Below are 16,457 nucleotides of genomic sequence, written 5' to 3'. Positions count from 1 at the left end.
AGTTGCATGAGGTACAGGCGCGACCGCGGCCCGAACGCTGGCGACCAATGCATTAATCCCACGCAGGATCACCGTCGTATCGGCGACACAGCAACCCCGCGCGGCGCAGGCGAATCCTATAGTCCGTGACGATTTTTAACCGGAGAATTCACATGATGCACTCCCCCTGCCACCGATCGCATACCGTCAGGTTGCTGTGCGCCGCCGCGCTAGCCTGGGCCGCCGTCGGTGTCGCCGCGAAGGACAAGCCCGAGCCGCTGGTCGCCACCGCGCAGATCACCGAAACCATCGTGGTGCCGAGCCCCGATGGTGCCTGCCAGTCCACGGCCGAGCACCCCGGCCTCACTGCCACAGGCAAGATCGCCGGCCAAGGCGTGGGAATACCGATCGGCAGCTTTGCGATCACCTCGATCGACTGCATTCGCTCGGACATTCCCGGCCAGTTCTTCCCTCCGTTCGCGTTCAGCAGCAGTACGCTCACGTTGACCGCGCGCAACGGCGACCAGCTCGTCGCGAAGTACAGCGGCACCGGTACCCTAAGCCCGCTCGGTCTTCTGATACTGACCGGCAGCTTCAGGATCACCGGCGGCACCGGCGCTTTCCGCGGAGCTGGCGGCAGCGGCTCGCTGTCCGGCGTCGAAAACATCATTACCCAACCGGCGAGCGGCTTCGTGACGCTGAGCGGGCAGATCACGCGCTGATTCAAAACGGCGCGCCATCGAGGCAGAAGAGACGGCCCGAAGAATTGATCAGTCAATGAGAGTGGATGCGGTTCGCGAGGGCGAGCAAATCGACACCTAGCGTAGAGCAGGTTTTAGAGCCTCGCCGCACACCCTCAAGTGACATTCAAGGCCAGGCTGCCATTGACCGCCGTAGGCGGGCGAGAGACGGCTTGCGGCTACCAACAACTTCTTCGAGCGACATCGATGGGTCGAAAGGCCGAGTTCGCCGCCGGGGGAGCAGTCGTTGGTCGTGGGGCGTCGCCAGCTGATGGACTCGCCCATTCACCCCGGCGCCGACGAAGGTCAAGTTCCGAGTTACAGCGGACAGCCGCCAAGGGCGCCAGCCAACGTCAGGTCTCAGCGGCCGCAGTCATTCGCGGGCGGCCGTCGATCGGCTGCAACAGCCTAAAGCAGTCGTCGACAGCCCGTTTCCCACGGGAACGGTTCCCTTGGTTCTGCAAAGCCCCGCCTGCCCGCGCGGGAGAGCACGTCCGAAGTTAGTACATACCTGAAGGTGAGTATGCAAGCCTCCCTCCCGTCCTCGGCCGCCGCCGGCCTGCCGCCGCATGTCGAGTACACGCTGACGCCGCTGGGGCAGGACATCGCCGGCCATGTGCAGGCGCTGGCGGATTGCGTGGAGGGCAACCTGATGCGCTCGCTGCAGGCGCAGGCGCAGGCGCCGACGGTGGCGACATGAACCTCGCGCAGATCGAGGCCTTCGTGCATGTGGCCGAGCACGGCAGCTTCAGCAAGGCGGCGCTGGTGCTGGGCCTGGCCCAGCCGCTGCTGAGCCGCCAGGTGCGTGCGCTGGAGGTGGACCTGCGCGAGACGCTGCTGCAGCGGCACGGCCGCGGTGTGCGGCTTACCGAGGCGGGCCGGCGGCTGCTGGCGCATGGCCAGGACATCCTGCAGCTGGTGCAGCAGGCCCGCGAGGACCTGAGCGCCCAGCGCGACGAGCCCACCGGCGCCGTCACGCTGGCCGTGCCGCCCACGCAGGCGCGGCTGCTGACGCTGCCGCTGATCCAGGCCTTTCACGCCAGCTGGCCGGCCGCGCGGCTGGCGATCATGGAGGGCTTCTCGACCACGCTGACCGAGTGGCTGCTGACCGGCCGCTGCGACCTGGCCCTGGTCTACAACCCCGAGCCGCTGCCGGCGCTGGAGATCCTGCCGCTGCGCCAGGAGCCGCTGTGCCTGTACAGCGCGGTGGGCCAGGCGCCGGCGGGGCCGCTGACGCTGCAGCGCCTGAGCCAACTGCCGCTGGTGATGCCGCAGCGAGGCCAGATCTTTCGCAGCCGGCTGGAGGCCGCAGCGGCCATGGCGGGCGTGCAGCTGGACGTGCGCTGGGAGGTCTCCAGCGTGCCGGCCCTGCTGGACCTGGTGGCCGCCGGCGTGGGCCACGCGGCGCTGGGCGAGGACGCGCTGCGCAGCTACGACGGCGCCGCGCGGCTGGCCGTGAGCCGCTTTGACGGCGAGGACATCCACTGCACGCTGTGCATGGTGACGCCCTCCAACCGGCGGCCAACACGGCTGCAGCAGGGGCTGGCGTCGCTGCTGCTGCAGATGTACCGGCAGCGAGATTCCTAAATCTCCATGACCGGCCGGAACGCCTCGGCCGGTTCGCTGCGGCCCAGGCGGGCGCGCAGGCGCTCATAGGCGGCGGCATCCACGACGCCCGCGATCAGCGGCGTCCACAGGAACACGCGTGCGAAGCAGCGCAGGCGCTGCAGCGGGCTGTGCCCGGACGGCTGCTCCAGCTCGGCCTGGATGGCGGCCAGCGACTCGCGCAGCGGCGCCATGCGCACGCCGCCATCGCGTGGCGTGTCGAACACCAGGCCGTCGGCGCCCTTCGAGCTGCGTGCGGGCCACGGCGGGCCACCGGCCACCTCGGGCCGGCCGTGGCGGGCGAAGGAGGTCCAGGCGGAGCCCATCGCAGCGCAGACGGCGCGGCGGCCCTGGCGGTTGAACGGCGTGTTGACCTGGAAGATGTCGAACTCGCCGGCCACGTCGCGGAAGACGAACGCCATCTCCATGGCATGGGCCGCGCCGAGCAGGAGGTCGGGGCGGATGAAGGGGATGGCCGGCGCCTCGTCCCAGTCGAAGCGGTAGGTCCAGAGGTCGGCATGGCCACCGGCCAGCATCGCGTCGGCCGGCCGGTCGATGTGATGGGCACGCCAGGCGCGCGACATCATGTCGGACTCGAAACGGTAGGCGGCGCGGTCCTTCAGCACCGGCAGCTTGCCGCCGATCAGCCGGCAGTGCTCGGGCTTGCCGGCCAGGAAGGTGCGGAACTCATCGCGGTTGCTGCCCAGCAGCACCGGCACCCGGTTCCAGCTGCCGCGGCTGAACAGCTCCGGCAGCGGCGCCAGCGGCAGCACGACGCCGTCGCGGATCGGCCGCGGCGCCAGGTAGATGCCTTCGCTGCCGGGCACATGCACGGCCAGCAGCTCCGCCGGGCTGAGGCTGCGCAGCCAGGCTGCCAGGTCAGCCGGCGGCGCCGGGAGGGCGGCGCGTGCCAGCAGGCGGCGCACCACTTCCTCGCTGCCGCAGCGATGGCTTTCCAGCGGCGACGCCAGGCCCTGCACGGCCTCCTCCCGGCTGAAGCTCTCGCACAACGGGCTCTGCGCAATGGCGCGGTGGAACAGCCCCTGGGCCAGCGGGCTGGCCAGCAGCATCAGCACCTGCTGGCCGCCGGCCGACTCGCCGAAGATCGTCACGCAGCCGGGGTCGCCCCCGAAGGCGGCGATGTGGCTCTGCACCCAGCGCAGCGCCGCGATCAGGTCCAGCAGCGCGAAGTTGCCCGAGCGGTCTTCGTCGCTGAGGGCCGCCCCCTGTTGCAGCGCGGGGTGGGCGAACCAGCCCAGCACGCCGAGCCGATAGTTGACCGTGACGACGATGACCTTGTCCTGCGCCGCCAGGTTGCGGGCCACGTCGAAGGTGGCGGCCGTGCCCACCGCATTGCCGCCGCCGTGGAACCACACCATGACCGGCAGCGGCGCCTCGGTGTCGACGGGTGCGAACACGTTCAGCCACAGGCAGTCCTCGTCGCCGACGACCTGGCCGTGCTGGCTGGCCGGCACGGGGGCGAGGCGGCCGCCGAGCTGCGGCGCGATGGCGCCGTGGCCCAGCGCCTGCAGCTCGCCCTCCCAACCGGGCGCGGGTTGAGGCGCGCGCCAGCGCAGCGGGCCCAGCGGCGGTGCGGCATAGCGCAGGCCACGCCAGGCGTGCACCCACTGGCCGCTGGCAGTGACCTCCTGCGAACCCGTGACGGTGCCTGACGGCGTGTCGCGCCGGGTGATTGGCGCGGGAAGGGGTGTGGTGGTCATCATTGGGTTTGCGGTTTAGAGAAGGTCTGCACCTGCGCCTGCGCCGCACGTGCCGGCTTGAGCAGCCAGCGCGCCAGCGCCGGCAGCAGCACCAGGGCGCCCACCATGTTCCACAGGAACATGAAGGCCAGCAGGATGCCCATGTCGGCCTGGAACTTGATGGGGCTGAAGAACCAGGTGGACACGGCCAGAGCCAGCGTCACGCCCGTGAGCAACACGACGCGGCCGGTGAAGCGCAGCGCGGCGCGGTAGGCCTGGTCGACATCGTCCCCGGCGCGCAGGCGCTGCAGCATGACGGCCAGCACGTACAGCGCGTAGTCCACCCCGATGCCCACGCCTAAAGCGATGACGGGCAGCGTCGCGACCTTGACGCCCATGCCCAGCAGCACCATCAGCGCCTCGCACAGCATGGAGGTCAGCACCAGCGGCAGCACCGCGACGACGGTGGCGCGCCAGCTGCGGAAGGTGAACCAGCACAGCAGCACGACGGCGCCGTAGACCCAGTACAGCATCTCGCGCATGGCCTTGCGGACGACGCTGTTGGTGGCCGCCTCGATGCCGGCCGAGCCGGCGGCAAGCAGGAAGCGCACTTCGCCGGTGGGCGGCTGCGCGGCGATGAAGGACTCGGCCTCGCCGAGCACGCGCTCCAGCGTGCTGGCCTTGTGGTCGCGCAGGAAGACCTGCAGCGTCAGGAAGGAGCAGGCCTTGTTGAGCAGCTCGCGTGGCGCGATGGACTGCACGCCGCCGAGCGCCTGGTCGTTGGCGATCAGCTCGTACCACTTGAAGTTGCCTTCGTTGAAGCCCACCATGCCCAGCTTGGCCAGGCCGGCCAGCGACTGCGTGCCCTCCACGCCGGGCAGTTGCTGCAGCCGCCAGGCCAGCGCATCGACGCGGCTGAGCGTGTCGTAGCGGGTGCACTGGTCGTCCGGCGTGGTGACCATGACGGTCAGGATGTCGGTGCTGGCCGCGTAGTGCTGGGCCATGTAGGCGTTGTCGCCGTTGTAGCGGGAATCGGCACGCAGCTCCGGCGCGCCGGCATCCAGGTCGCCCACCTGCAGCCGCGTCGACAGGCCCACGGCAGCCGCGAGCAGCACGGCGGCCGCCGCCAGCGCCAGCGCCGCCGGCCGGGCCTGCGTGAAGCCGGCCAGCCAAGCCCAGCCGCCGCTGAGCTGCTCGTTCTGCTCCTGCTTGAGGCTGCGCCGCGCGGCGGCCGGGCTCACGCCGACGTAGGACAGCAGCACCGGCAGCAGCACGAGGTTGGTGAAGATCAGCACGGCCACGCCGATGCTGGCGTTGGCGGCCAGGTCCTGGATGACGCGGATGTCGATCAGCGCCAGCACGGCAAAGCCCACGGCGTCGCACAGCAGCGCGGTGAGGCCGGCCATGAACAGGCGCCGGAAGGTGTAGCGCGCGGCCACCGCGCGGTGGGTGCCGCGGCCCACGTCCTGCAGGATGCCGTTCATCTTCTGCGCGCCGTGGCTCATGCCGATGGCGAAGACGAGGAAGGGCACCAGCACGGAGTAGGGGTCCAGCGCATAGCCCAGCAGCCGCAGCAGGCCCAGCTGCCAGGCCACGGCGATGAGGGAGCAGGCCACGACGATGAAGGTGGAGCGCACGCAGCGGGTGTAGGCGAACAGCACGCCGCCGCAGATCAGCAGCGCCAGCGCGAAGAAGCCCATGACCTCGCGCACGCCGTCGATCAGGTCGCCCATGACCTTGGCGAAGCCCACCACATGCAGTTGCACCCGCTCGCTGTCGTACTTGGCGCGCAGGGCCTCGATGCGCTGGCCCAGCGCGGCGTAGTTCAGCGCCTGGCCGGTCTGCGGGTCGGTGTCCAGCAGCGGCACGTAGATGATGCTGCTCTTGAAGTCGCCCGCCACCAGCTGGCCGATCTCGCCCGAGCGCTCGATGTTGGCGCGCAGCTCGGCCAGCGACGCGGGGCTGCCGTCGTAGCGGTCGGTGATGACGGTGTCGCCGTCCAGGCCATCCTCGGTGACGGCCACCCAGCGGGTGTTGGACGTCCACAGCGACTTCATGAACGGCCGGTCCACGCCAGGCATCAGGAACAGCTCGTCGCTGAGCAGCCTGAGGGTCTCCAGGTAGTCCTTGTCGAAGATGCTGCCCTGGCGCGCGGCCACGGCGATGCGCAGTGCGTTGCCGCCCCCGGCCAGCTGGGCGCGCTGCGCCTGGAAGTTGGCGATGTAGGGGTGGTGGCTGGGGATGGTCTTGTCGAAGCTCGCCGTCAGCTGCATGCCCAGGGCCTGCCAGCCGAGCACGGCGGTCAGCAGCAGGCACACGGCCAGCACCCAGGGGCGGTGGTTGAAGAACAGTCGCTCGGCCCAGGAGCCGCTGCGGCTGTCAAAGTCTTCCAGGCGCGCAATGACGGGCTGGGCGCTGTCGTCGGTGGATAGGCTCACGCTCACGGTTGCAATCTCGGGTGAAGTTCAGATGAAGCTCAGGGGCAGGCGCTGCAGGCCGCGCAGGCCGGCCAGCACGACATGGCCGGCGTCGGCCTCGACAAGGCTGGCCGAGGGCAGCGGGGGCAGGGCGTTGTGGCGCAAGAAGCTGCGGCCGTCATCCCGGCTGTGCAGCAGGTCGCCGTTCTGGGCCAGCAGCAGCAGCGAGCCGTCCTGGCGCTGCAGGCCGGCGCTCAGCGACACGGGCACGGGGTTGGCGACGGCGGTCCAGCTGTCGCCCTGGTCGGCCGAGCGCCAGACATTGCCGCGCAGCCCGTAGGCCAGCAGCGTGCCCTCGCGCGTGAGCAGCAAGCCGAAGAAGCTGCCCTTGTAGGGCGAGGGCAGGGCCTCAAAGTGCGCGCCGCCGTCCAGCGAGCGCAGCAGCAGGCCTTGCTCGCCGGCGATGAACACACGCGGGCCGTCGCTGCGCACCGCGTACAGATGCAGGCGCTTGCGGTTGGGCAGCCGGGTGTGCAGGCTCTGCCAGGCCTCGCCCTGGCGCACGAAGGCCAGGCCGTAGGCACCGACGGCGTACAGCGCGCCGTCGGGACTGAGGCTGAGGTCCAGCAGCGGTTTGTCTGGCCCCTCGGCCAGGCGGCGCTGGGCGGCATTGCGCAGCGCCTCGTCGTCGCCTGCGGCGGCCAGCTCCAGCTCGGCCAGGCGCTGGCCGTCGAGCACCAGTTGCCAGCGCTGGCCGCCGTCGCGGGTCTGCAGCAGGCTGCCGAAGTGGCCGCAGGCCCAGCCCTGCTGGGCGTTGGCAAAGGCCAGCGCCGTGAGGCTGACCTGCGCCGGCACCTCGGCCTGCTGCCACTGCTGGCCGCCGTTGTCGCTGTAGACCACCAGCCCGCGTTCGCCGGCCAGCACGAGGCGCTGGCCGGCGCGCGCGGCCGCCAGCAGCGCGCTGCGCGTGGCCAGCGGCGTGGGCTGGGCCGCCTGGCCCAGCACGGCCGGCAGGGGCGCGGCGTGGCCGGCACTGGCACCGGCCAGCAGCCCGAGGGCCGCCGCCCCGAACACCGCGCGCCGCTTCATCGCGTGCTCTCGTTGGCCAGCTCCTCGGGGCTGAAGAAGGAGCGTTCCAGCTTGGGCAGGACCTTGACCTGGGAGGCCAGCTCGTTGCTGGCCATGTTCAGGTAGTAGGCGCCGGTCTGCAGGTCGTAGCCGCCCCAGAAGATGTTGCCCAGCACGGCGGGGATGTCCGGCGCGGCCAGCGTCAGCGTGTAGTTAGTGCGCCAGAGCTCGCCCTTGGCATCCCAGCCGTCGATCAGGATGATCTGCCAGGTGTCCTCGTCGATGTAGTACGTGCGTTTGGCCGCCACGTGGCGCTTGCCGGCGGCTAGCGTGGCCTCCACCACCCACACGCGGTGCAGCTCCCAGCGCACGAGGTCGGGGCTGAGCGTGCCGGGCTTGACGAGGTCGGCCACCTTGGCGACGGCGGCGCGGTTGTTGTTGTAGGGGATGTAGAGCTCTTTCTTGCCGATCAGCTTGAGCTCGTGTTTGTCGATGGGGCCGAAGAGGTTGAAGGCTTCGTCGAACAGGCCGATGCCGGAGGTGACCGCGTCGGGCGTGTCGTAGCCCACCGAAGGCGCCTTGCGCACGCGGCGCTGGCCCACCAGGTATTGCCACAGGCCGCGCGGCGTGGCGCTGTTCATGCCGTCGTGCGCGAGGATGGCCTCGCCGGCCTTGGAGCCGGGTTCGGTGGCAGCGAACTTGCCCAGCGAGTAGTAGCCGTCGAACTTGTCCGCGCTGACCTCGGGGTCGTAGTAGGGGCGGCGGAAGGTCTGGTTGCCGCCGCTGGCCATGGTGCGCTTGCCGTCGGCCGTCATCACCCACACCCGCATGGGGGTCTGGATGTTGACGCCGGTCCACGCCAGGCGGTGGTTGAGGATGACTTCGTAGGCGTCCTTGGGAATGGGGAAGGGGATGCCACCAAAGGCGCCCTCCACACCCTGGCCGTTGTCCACGAGCTTGGCGCGGGTCGCATTCTTGAAGGTGTTGTCGTAGACGTACTGCGGCGCGGCGGCGCTGCGGCGGGTGGGGTAGACGTCGATGCGGAAGTCGGGGTACTTCTTCATCAGCGCCTTCATGCCGTCGCTGACCTTGGCTTCGTGCTGCGCCAGGTTCTTGGCGTTGATCTGCAGCACGGGCTTGTCGGCGGGGAAGAGGTCGGGGCGCGGGTCACCGTTCTTGTAGCTGGCGGGCGCCTTGGTCAGGCCGCCTTCCCAGGGCGGGATGCTGCCGTCCTTGTTGCCGGCGCGTTCGGCGCCCATTGGGGTCAGCGTGGTCTTGAGCTTGGCGGCCTCGTCGGCCGACACGGCGGCGTGCGCGCTCAGCGGCAGCAGGGCCGAGCATGCGAATGCAGAGGCCAGCGCGAGAACATTCAGTTGGAGCAGTGCGTGCTTCATGGTGTGGGTTTCCGGTTCTGGGGTCAGAAGGTGCGTGACGCGCTGAAGGCGACGTAGGCGCGGTCCCTGAGCGTCTGGCCAAAGGTGAGCTGACGCGGCGAGCCGCTGCCGGGCACCAGGATCTCGGTGAAGGTCTTGGCCTTGCCGAAGTAGTCGGTGTAGGTCAGCGAGAAGTTCCAGGCGCTTTGGTAGACACCCTTCACGCCGATGCTCCAGTCGCCGCCGTCGGCAACCCCGCCTGCGAAGTTGCCGATGGCCGAGGAGCGCCCGCCGAAGTTCCAGCCCACGCCGATGGGAACGGACAGGTTCAGCCCGGTCAGCACCTGGAAGTAGGACGGCTCGAACAGCACGCGGGCAGCGAAGGCGCCCTTGGTGGTGTTCGGGTCCAGGCCGCCCACACCGAGGTTCTGTCCGTTGGGGCCGGCGAAGATGTCGCGCGTGATGCGCAGCCGGCGGTTGTAGGCAATCTCGCCCAGCAGCACGCCGCCCTGCCAGAAGTCGTTGGGCTGCAGCACGTAGATGCCGTTGAGCTGCAGGTGGGCGGTGTCGCCGACGGCATAGCAGGGCGTGTTGCTGCTGGTGTCGCAGCTGGCCACGGGGCTGGGGCCGCCCACCACGGCCGGGTCGCCGTTGAGCGGCGTGTTCTGGCGCACCGAGCCCTCCAGCGCCCAGTTGAGCTGGCCGATGGATGAGGTGACGCTGGCGCCGAAGGTGCGGATGTTGCTGGCGTAGGCCACGCGCACATGGCCCTGGGCGAAGTCGAACACCAGGGCGCTGGGCGTCTTGTCGTGGTACTGCGCGGCATAGATGCCGAACTCGTAGTCGCCGCCGGTGGGGCTCCAGCGCAGCTGGATGCCGCCCTGGCCGCTGTTCTTGGGCTTGTTGTCGCGCACCGTCAGCGTGGGCAGTTCGATGGGCGAGCCGTCGGGCGCCTGGCCGAAGTTGACCCGACCACCGCCGATGTAGTCCTGGTTGGAGAAGTAGCTGCCCACGCCGGGCAACTTGCTCTTGCGCCACTTGAGCTGGTAGTAGGCGCCGAGCTGCAGGCCATCGGCCAGGCGCAGCGTGCCGGAGACCTGCTCGACCGGCAGCAGCACTTCCTTGAACTGCCAGCCCGGCACCGACAGGATGCGCGCGATGTCCACCGGGCCCTGGGCATTGGCAATGCCGTTCTGGCCGAAGAACAAGCTCTCGCCCCATTGCAGCGTGTGCTTGCCAACGCGCAGGTTGGCCTTCATGCCGGCGACCTCGCCCTTGAACGACACGAAGGCATCCAGGATCTCGCCGCTGCGGCCATGCTGGCGCCGCGTGTCGGGCAGGAACTCGTTCGGCGCCTGGCCGAAATCGTTGTTGGCGGTGCTGACGACCGGGCCGAGCGCGTTGCCGGCGGCATACAGCGGCGTGCCGTTGTAGTCGTTGCGGCCCAGGTAGGCGCCGTCGTGCCAGGCGGTGCCGCTCAGGCGGGCGCCGAAGGTGGGCGTGGAGATGTCCAGCTCGGCCAGCAGGTCGAAGCGCTTGGAGATCAGGCCCTTGCGGAAGTTGTGGTCGCCGTCGTCCTCGTTGACGGTGCCGGGGTCGATGGCCACATCCAGGCGGCTCAGCGCGTCGGACGGGTCCTTGACGCGGTAGGCGGCGCTGAACTTGGGCGTCAGGTCGAGCCGGACTTTCATGTCCGGGACGCTGGTTTCGATTTCAAAAGCATGTGCAGTGGGCAACAGCAGGGCTGCCGCCGCCGCCAACGCGACGCGGGTCTGTCTCATGATGTCTCCTGTTTTTGGGTGTTATGTACTTACAGATAGGTCGCGGCGAAGCCGCCATCGGCGGCGAGGTTCACGCCGCTGATCCAGCGCGCGTCGTCGCTGCACAGGAAGGCGATGGCCGGCGCGATCTCGTCGGCCAGGCCCGGCCGGGTGATGCGGTGGGCATCGGCAGCGACCCGTTCCTCGCCCAGTTGCGCGACGAACTCACCCAGGATGGGCGTGAACACGGGGCCGGGCGCGACGCAGTTCATGCGCACGCCGCGCTGCTTGAAGAAGTCGCCCGAGCGCTGCTTGGTCCAGACGATCAGGGCTTCCTTGAAGTACTCGTAGCAGCCCTGCTGCGGCACCGGGTTGCGGGCCAGCCAGGCCAGGCCGGCCTCGAAGCCCTGCACCTGGGACAGCGTCTTGTGCGTGTCCAGGCGGTCACGGTAGAAGTAGCCCAGGATGGACGACACGTTGACGATGCTGCCGCCCTGCGGCATGCGCTCCACCAGCACCTCGCACAGGTGGCGCAGCCCGAGGTAGTTGACGCGGGCCACCAGGTCCACCGGCGCCGTGCCGGGCACGCCGGCCACGGTGCACAGGCCGTCGATCTGCGCCGGCAACTGGCGCACGGCGGCGTCGATGGCCGACTGCTCGGAGAGGTCGGCCTTGACGAAGCCGTCCAACGTCAGCAGCGGGTCATTGCGGTCCATGCCGATGACCTTGGCGCCGTGCGAACGCAGCAGTCGAGCGGTGTCGGCGCCGATGCCCGAACTGGCGCCGGTGACGACGATGGTCTTGCCTTGTACTTTCATGGGTTTGTCTCCTGTTGTTGGTTGTGGGTCGTGCGGATCGCTCAGAACGGGTAGGCGTGCGCGGTGTCCTTCACCGTCACCCATTGCCAGGTCGTGAAGGCTTCCCAGTCGGCCGGGCCGCCGTGCACATTGCCGTTGCCCGCCACGCCGGGGCCGCCGAAGGGGTTGGTGGCGTCGTCGTTCACGGTCTGGTCGTTGACATGGACCATGCCGGCCTTCAACTGCTGCGCCAGCGCCATCGCGCGGTTCAGCGACTTGGAGATGACGGCCGCCGCCAGCCCGCCGTCGTGGGCGTTGGCCAGCGCGGCGGCCTCTTCGTCGGTCTTGAAGGTGATGAGGTTGAGCAGCGGGCCGAACACCTCTTCGTCATGCACCCGCATGCCGGGCTTGACGCCGGACAGCACGGTGGGCTTGTAGAACAGGCCGTCGTAGCTGCCGCCGGCCAGCAGCTGCGCGCCCTTGGCCACGCTGTCCTGCACCAGCGCATGCACGCGGTCGCGCTGGCGGGCGTCGATCAGCGGGCCCAGGGCCACCTGGCCGGTGGCGCCGTTGCCCACGGGCAGGTGGGTGGCCTTGGCGACCAGCAGCTCGGTCAGCGCGGCGGCGATGGATTCATGCACCAGCACCCGGTTGGAGGCCATGCAGATCTGGCCCGAGTGCAGCCACGCGCCCCAGGCCGCGTTGCTGGCGGCGATGTCCAGGTCGGCGTCGTCCAGGATGACCAGGCAGTTCGTGCCGCCCAGCTCCAGCGAGGCCTTCTTCAGGTGCCGCGCGGCCAGTTCGCCCACGCGCCGGCCCACGCCGACCGAGCCGGTGAACGACACCATGCGCACCTCGGGCGCGGTGATCAGCGCCTCGCCCACCTCGGCGCCACCGGGCAGCACCGACAGCACGCCGGCCGGCAGGCCCGCCGCCTCCAGCACGCGGGCGATCAGGTAGCCGCCGCTGACGGGGGTGCGCGGGTCGGGCTTGACGAGCACCGCATTGCCGGCGGCCAGCGCCGGGGCCACGACGCGCAGCGTCAGGATGAGCGGGAAGTTGAACGGCGAGATGACCGCGATGACGCCATGCGGCACGCGCCGCGCCATGCTCAGGCGGCCCGGCACGCTGGGCAGCAACTGGCCGGCCGGCTGCATGGGCATGGCGGCGGCCAGCTGGCAGAAGGCGATGGCCTCGCGCACCTCGTGCTGGCCCTTGGGCAGGATGGCGCCGCTCTCACGGGTGATCCACAGGGCCAGCTCGTCGAAGTGCTGCTGGAACAGGGCCGCAGCCTTGTGGAACACCGCCGCCCGCTCGCGCGGCGGCGTGGCGGCCCAGGTGGCCTGGGCAGCGGCTGCCGTGCGGGCGGCTTCGGCGGCGTCCGCTGGCGTGGCTTCGCCGGCCGTGCCCAGGCTCTCGCCGGTGGCCGGTTCGATGATGTCCAGCGTGCGCGAAGCGGCGCGCCACTGGCCGATGAAAAGGCTCTCACGCCAGGGGGCGTCCGCCAGGAACGAGGGGCTGTGCTGCATGCTTGTCTCCGTGTGGATCTTGTTTTGCTTGCCAGTGCTATCGTTAGCTAGGCAAACGAACAGTTGGGCTTACTGTGTGTCTGGGTGGGGCGATTCGGGAATCCGTAGAAACGCTGATGTCGGGTGACGCGCCTCTTTCGCACACGCTGGGCTTAGCGCAACAGCCATGCCAGGCCCGCTGCGGCCGGTCGCGTCCGGGCCGTCACGGCGCCGTCCGCACCCAGGGCACGGGTCGTCAGACTGGGACTTACCCAGGGCCGGCAACGACGGCGGCAGCCGCCGGTACACACGGGATCTGGGCGTCGCGCCTTAACGCAAATCCGCAAGTCGGGCGCAGACTCCAGCCCCTCGCTTTTACGAAATCATGAAACCGCAACCCGCCCCCTCGAAGATCTCGCTGGCCGAACTGTCCCGTCACAGCGACACCATGCTGCGTAAAGGCGACAGTGATCACTTCAACTGGGCCAGCGACGGCAGCGTGCCGACCCTGGCGCAGCTGACGGAGGCGCTGTTCTTCTCGCCGGGTGATGGCCGCATCTGGCTCAACGACCAGCGCATGCTGCTCGTCCACAGCGCGGCCATGGGCCATCTGCGGCGCGAGTTGATCGACACGCTGGGCATGGCACGGGCGCGCGGGCTGCTGACCCGGGCCGGCTATGTGAGCGGGGCGCGCGATGCGCAGCTGGTGCGGCAGCGCTGGCCGGAGGGCGACGCGGCGGCCGTGTTCATGGCCGGCGCGCGGCTGCATGCGCTGGAAGGCGTCGTCAAGGTCACGCCCGTCAGCTTCTCCTTCGACATCGACCGCGGCACCTACGACGGCGAGTTCATCTGGGAGCATTCCAGCGAGGACGATGAACACATCAGCGCCTACGGCCTCGGTGCCGACCCGGCCTGCTGGTCGCAGGTGGGCTATGCGACCGGCTACGTGACGACGCTGTTCGGCCAGCAGGTCATCTTCCGGGAACTCGACTGCCGCGCCATGGGCGCCTCGGCCTGCCGCGTGGTGGGCCGCAATGCGGCGGCCTGGGGCGACATCAGCGAGGACCTGCGCTACCTGGAGGCGCACGACTTCCGCGCGATGGCGCCCGGCGCGGAGCCGGCCGCCGCCGCGCCGCCGCCGGCCCTGGGCCCGGCCGGCAGCGCCACGCAGGACCGCCACGAGGTGGTCGGCGCATCGCCCGCTTTCGTGTCGGCCTGCCACCTGCTGGACCGCGTGGCGCGCACCTCGGCCACGGTGCTGTTCTCGGGCGAGTCGGGTGTCGGCAAGGAGGCCTTCGCGCGGCGCCTGCACCGCATCAGCCCGCGCGCGGAGCGGCCCTTCGTGGCGCTGAACTGCGCCGCCATCCCGGAGGGGCTGCTGGAGTCGGAGCTGTTCGGCGTGGAGAAGGGCGCCTACACCGGCGCGCATGCGTCGCGCGAGGGGCGCTTCGAGCGCGCGCATGGCGGCACGCTGTTCCTCGACGAGGTGGGCACCCTCAGCGCGGTGGCCCAGGCCAAGCTGCTGCGCGTGCTGCAGGAGGGCGAGCTGGAGCGCGTGGGCGGTTCACGCCTCATCCAGGTCGACGTGCGCGTGGCGGCGGCCACCAATGTGGACCTGCGCGCGGAGGTGCAGGCGGGGCGGTTCCGGGCCGACCTGTTCTATCGGCTCAACGTCTTCCCGCTGCACCTGCCGCCGCTGCGCGAGCGGCGCGAAGACATCCCGCTGCTGATGAGCCATTTTCTGCGCCGCGAATCGCAGCGCCACGGCCGCGAGGTCAGCGGCTTCAGCGCGCGCGCGGTGCGGGCGGCGCTGCACTACGACTGGCCGGGCAACATCCGCGAGCTGCTCAACCTGATCGAGCGCGCCGTCATCAACGTCGAAGACGGCATGGCCATCGACGTGCACCACATGTTCCGCGGCGAACCGCTGGCCCGCCAGGCGGTGCTGGCCGTGTCATCCGACGGCGAACTCGCCCGCGAGGCCGACCCCGGCGTGGACAACCTGCTGCAGCATCTGCAAAGCACGCTGGGTGCTGCGGCGCTGGACCTGCCGGCGCTGGAGGCGCGGCTGCTGGCCGAGGCCGTGCAGGCGCACGACGGCAACCTGTCGGCTGCGGCCCGGGCGCTGGGGCTGAGCCGGGCGCAGCTGGCGTATCGGCTGGAGCGGCATGTGGCGGGGTGAGGCGAGGCACGGTTGGGCGCAGGAGGACGGGTGGGCCTGGTGCTTCGTGTCCCCCGGCCGCTGCGCGGCCCCCTCCTTTACCTGCGCACCAGGCCCACCCGACCTCCTGCTCGGGCAGTCCGTAGGGGGTGAGCATCGCGAACCCCAGCGTCTATGCGCCGATGTCGTTGGGATTCACTTTGTTCACCCCCTACGCGCTTTGGCGGATAGGGCGACGCTGAATAAGTCCCCGCGATGCAGCGCGCCCTGGTTAGGGATGACCTGCAAGGCGCAAACCGCAGCCATAGCTGGCTATGGCGAGGATTTGCAACGCCGCAGGGCGCCCAAAGCAGGGATGCGCTGCGCGCGAAGGATTTGTTCAGCGTTGCCATAGCAGTGCTCGCTCGATGCATTGCCGGGAGTCCGTCCCGGCGGCCGGGTAACTTTGGCTTCGCCGAAACCTTCGGTTTTCTTCAGCGGGACCAGAAGACAACGAAGTTGCGGCGTAGCCAAAGTCACCAAAGAAGAGGCCCTGAACCGCACACCGGCGTCACGACGCCAGCAGCGGCGCGCGAAAACAACCGCTCGGTTTGCACCCTGACGCGACCCGCTGCGCTCTCGCGGCTGTCCCTATGACGAGCGCGGCTCATCGAACCTTCACGCCGCTTAACGCCGGCTGCACGCCGGGCTTACCAGGAATGCAAAACAGCGTCGCTCGGGCGCCGCAAAGCACCTCGCGCTGGCTCATGTTGCAGGGGGCGAGGAACGAAGTGAACGCTGGGGTTCGCCGGGCTCACCCCATTAGCCTACCGAGCTTGTTCGCTACATCCGACCCCTTGAGCCCCATGGATGTGCCGCCGCAGCCGGCCGGCCGCATGCCCGGCGAGCGACAGCATTCGCCAGCAGAATCTCGATGTAAATTGCAGCACCTTGCGGAGAAATTGCCGATGAATCAAGCACTTGCCATTGATCTGACCGTCTTCAATACGCAGACACCAACTGCATTACGCAGACTGGCGACAACACGTTGAACATCACAATGAAGACACTTCTTTGGTTGGCCGCACTCGTGTTGACATTGCCATTGCGCACCGTCGCGCAACAGGGCAATGACAAAGCACCGGCGCTCGATTGCAGCACCGGCCCCGTTTCCAAAAGCTATGGCGCAACGCCTTGGCTCGTGTACGCATGCTCAGATGGGAAGTCCATCGTGGCCGTTACCGCCTCCGGCAGCCCAGCGGGTCCGTTCTACTTCATGCTGTATCCGAAGGACGGAAAGTATGTTGTCGTCGGTGAGGGGACTGGGCCGAAGAACCTCACGGATCGGGCTTATGCCGAGCTGGCTCGGC

General features: G+C 69.4%; 13 protein-coding genes. 6 read left to right on the top strand and 7 right to left on the bottom strand.

Annotation, left to right across the window (positions count from 1 at the left end):
• Nucleotides 1-152 precede the first annotated feature (152 nt).
• The 3 genes from ABIS05_RS27345 to ABIS05_RS27335 all read left to right on the top strand — a co-directional run bounded on the left by ABIS05_RS27345 (nucleotide 153) and on the right by ABIS05_RS27335 (nucleotide 2,306).
• Complete coding sequence (locus ABIS05_RS27345) at nucleotides 153-701, top strand: hypothetical protein (protein WP_348011969.1); 549 nt, start codon at nucleotides 153-155, stop codon at nucleotides 699-701.
• A gap of 541 nt (nucleotides 702-1,242) precedes the next feature.
• Nucleotides 1,243-1,419 (top strand): winged helix-turn-helix transcriptional regulator, encoded by a 177-nt coding sequence (locus ABIS05_RS27340; protein ID WP_348011968.1) that lies wholly within the window; start codon nucleotides 1,243-1,245, stop codon nucleotides 1,417-1,419.
• Entirely contained in the window at nucleotides 1,416-2,306 is an 891-nt protein-coding gene (locus ABIS05_RS27335; protein ID WP_348011967.1) for a LysR family transcriptional regulator, read from the top strand. The genes ABIS05_RS27340 and ABIS05_RS27335 overlap by 4 nt, the downstream gene beginning before the upstream one ends.
• Here ABIS05_RS27335 and ABIS05_RS27330 read toward each other — a convergent pair.
• Genes ABIS05_RS27330 through ABIS05_RS27300 form a run of 7 tightly spaced genes read right to left on the bottom strand, consistent with a single transcriptional unit; the run spans nucleotide 2,303 to nucleotide 12,968 of the window.
• Nucleotides 2,303-4,045, bottom strand: coding sequence for a carboxylesterase family protein (locus ABIS05_RS27330; protein ID WP_348011966.1), 1,743 nt, complete (start codon nucleotides 4,043-4,045; stop codon nucleotides 2,303-2,305). The genes ABIS05_RS27335 and ABIS05_RS27330 overlap by 4 nt on opposite strands.
• Entirely contained in the window at nucleotides 4,045-6,477 is a 2,433-nt protein-coding gene (locus ABIS05_RS27325; protein WP_407074865.1) for an RND family transporter, read from the bottom strand. Before ABIS05_RS27325 ends, ABIS05_RS27330 begins: the two co-directional genes overlap by 1 nt.
• A gap of 12 nt (nucleotides 6,478-6,489) precedes the next feature.
• Nucleotides 6,490-7,530 (bottom strand): YCF48-related protein, encoded by a 1,041-nt coding sequence (locus tag ABIS05_RS27320; protein ID WP_348011964.1) that lies wholly within the window; start codon nucleotides 7,528-7,530, stop codon nucleotides 6,490-6,492.
• Complete coding sequence (locus ABIS05_RS27315) at nucleotides 7,527-8,903, bottom strand: DUF1329 domain-containing protein (protein WP_348011963.1); 1,377 nt, start codon at nucleotides 8,901-8,903, stop codon at nucleotides 7,527-7,529. The genes ABIS05_RS27320 and ABIS05_RS27315 overlap by 4 nt, the downstream gene beginning before the upstream one ends.
• Before the next feature lie 23 nt (nucleotides 8,904-8,926).
• Complete coding sequence (locus tag ABIS05_RS27310) at nucleotides 8,927-10,663, bottom strand: DUF1302 domain-containing protein (protein ID WP_348011962.1); 1,737 nt, start codon at nucleotides 10,661-10,663, stop codon at nucleotides 8,927-8,929.
• A 29-nt stretch (nucleotides 10,664-10,692) separates the two neighbouring features.
• A complete protein-coding gene (locus ABIS05_RS27305) occupies nucleotides 10,693-11,460 on the bottom strand; it encodes a coniferyl-alcohol dehydrogenase (protein ID WP_348011961.1) in 768 nt (255 codons plus the stop codon).
• Between the two features lie 41 nt (nucleotides 11,461-11,501).
• A complete protein-coding gene (locus ABIS05_RS27300; RefSeq protein WP_348011960.1) occupies nucleotides 11,502-12,968 on the bottom strand; it encodes a benzaldehyde dehydrogenase in 1,467 nt (488 codons plus the stop codon).
• A gap of 364 nt (nucleotides 12,969-13,332) precedes the next feature.
• Between ABIS05_RS27300 and ABIS05_RS27295 the strand changes: the two genes are divergently transcribed.
• The 3 genes from ABIS05_RS27295 to ABIS05_RS27285 form a co-directional block, all read left to right on the top strand.
• Nucleotides 13,333-15,129 carry a sigma 54-interacting transcriptional regulator gene (locus tag ABIS05_RS27295; protein ID WP_348011959.1) on the top strand — a complete coding sequence of 599 codons (1,797 nt, stop codon included), beginning with the start codon at nucleotides 13,333-13,335 and terminating at the stop codon, nucleotides 15,127-15,129.
• An 815-nt stretch (nucleotides 15,130-15,944) separates the two neighbouring features.
• On the top strand, nucleotides 15,945-16,139 hold the full coding sequence (locus ABIS05_RS27290) for a hypothetical protein (RefSeq protein WP_348011958.1): 195 nt from the start codon (nucleotides 15,945-15,947) through the stop codon (nucleotides 16,137-16,139).
• An 8-nt stretch (nucleotides 16,140-16,147) separates the two neighbouring features.
• The coding region (locus ABIS05_RS27285) for a hypothetical protein (protein WP_348011957.1) at nucleotides 16,148-16,457 on the top strand (310 nt) is incomplete at its 3' end.

Origin of the sequence: Roseateles sp., assembly GCF_039929605.1 — a bacterium.
In the GTDB taxonomy this organism is placed as follows: Bacteria; Pseudomonadota; Gammaproteobacteria; order Burkholderiales; family Burkholderiaceae_C; genus Pelomonas.
The sequence above is the reverse complement of the archived record's forward strand: the minus strand, read 5'-3'. Positions and strand labels throughout refer to the sequence as shown.

Excerpts from the sequence above, each read along its gene's own strand:
- ABIS05_RS27345 (WP_348011969.1), top strand. The coding sequence starts at position 153 with ATGATGCACTCCCCCTGCCACCGATCGCATACCGTCAGGTTGCTGTGC.
- ABIS05_RS27305 (WP_348011961.1), bottom strand. The coding sequence starts at position 11,460 with ATGAAAGTACAAGGCAAGACCATCGTCGTCACCGGCGCCAGTTCGGGC.
- ABIS05_RS27335 (WP_348011967.1), top strand. The coding sequence starts at position 1,416 with ATGAACCTCGCGCAGATCGAGGCCTTCGTGCATGTGGCCGAGCACGGC.
- ABIS05_RS27295 (WP_348011959.1), top strand. The coding sequence starts at position 13,333 with ATGAAACCGCAACCCGCCCCCTCGAAGATCTCGCTGGCCGAACTGTCC.
- ABIS05_RS27315 (WP_348011963.1), bottom strand. The coding sequence starts at position 8,903 with ATGAAGCACGCACTGCTCCAACTGAATGTTCTCGCGCTGGCCTCTGCA.
- ABIS05_RS27300 (WP_348011960.1), bottom strand. The coding sequence starts at position 12,968 with ATGCAGCACAGCCCCTCGTTCCTGGCGGACGCCCCCTGGCGTGAGAGC.
- ABIS05_RS27320 (WP_348011964.1), bottom strand. The coding sequence starts at position 7,530 with ATGAAGCGGCGCGCGGTGTTCGGGGCGGCGGCCCTCGGGCTGCTGGCC.
- ABIS05_RS27340 (WP_348011968.1), top strand. The coding sequence starts at position 1,243 with ATGCAAGCCTCCCTCCCGTCCTCGGCCGCCGCCGGCCTGCCGCCGCAT.
- ABIS05_RS27310 (WP_348011962.1), bottom strand. The coding sequence starts at position 10,663 with ATGAGACAGACCCGCGTCGCGTTGGCGGCGGCGGCAGCCCTGCTGTTG.
- ABIS05_RS27330 (WP_348011966.1), bottom strand. The coding sequence starts at position 4,045 with ATGACCACCACACCCCTTCCCGCGCCAATCACCCGGCGCGACACGCCG.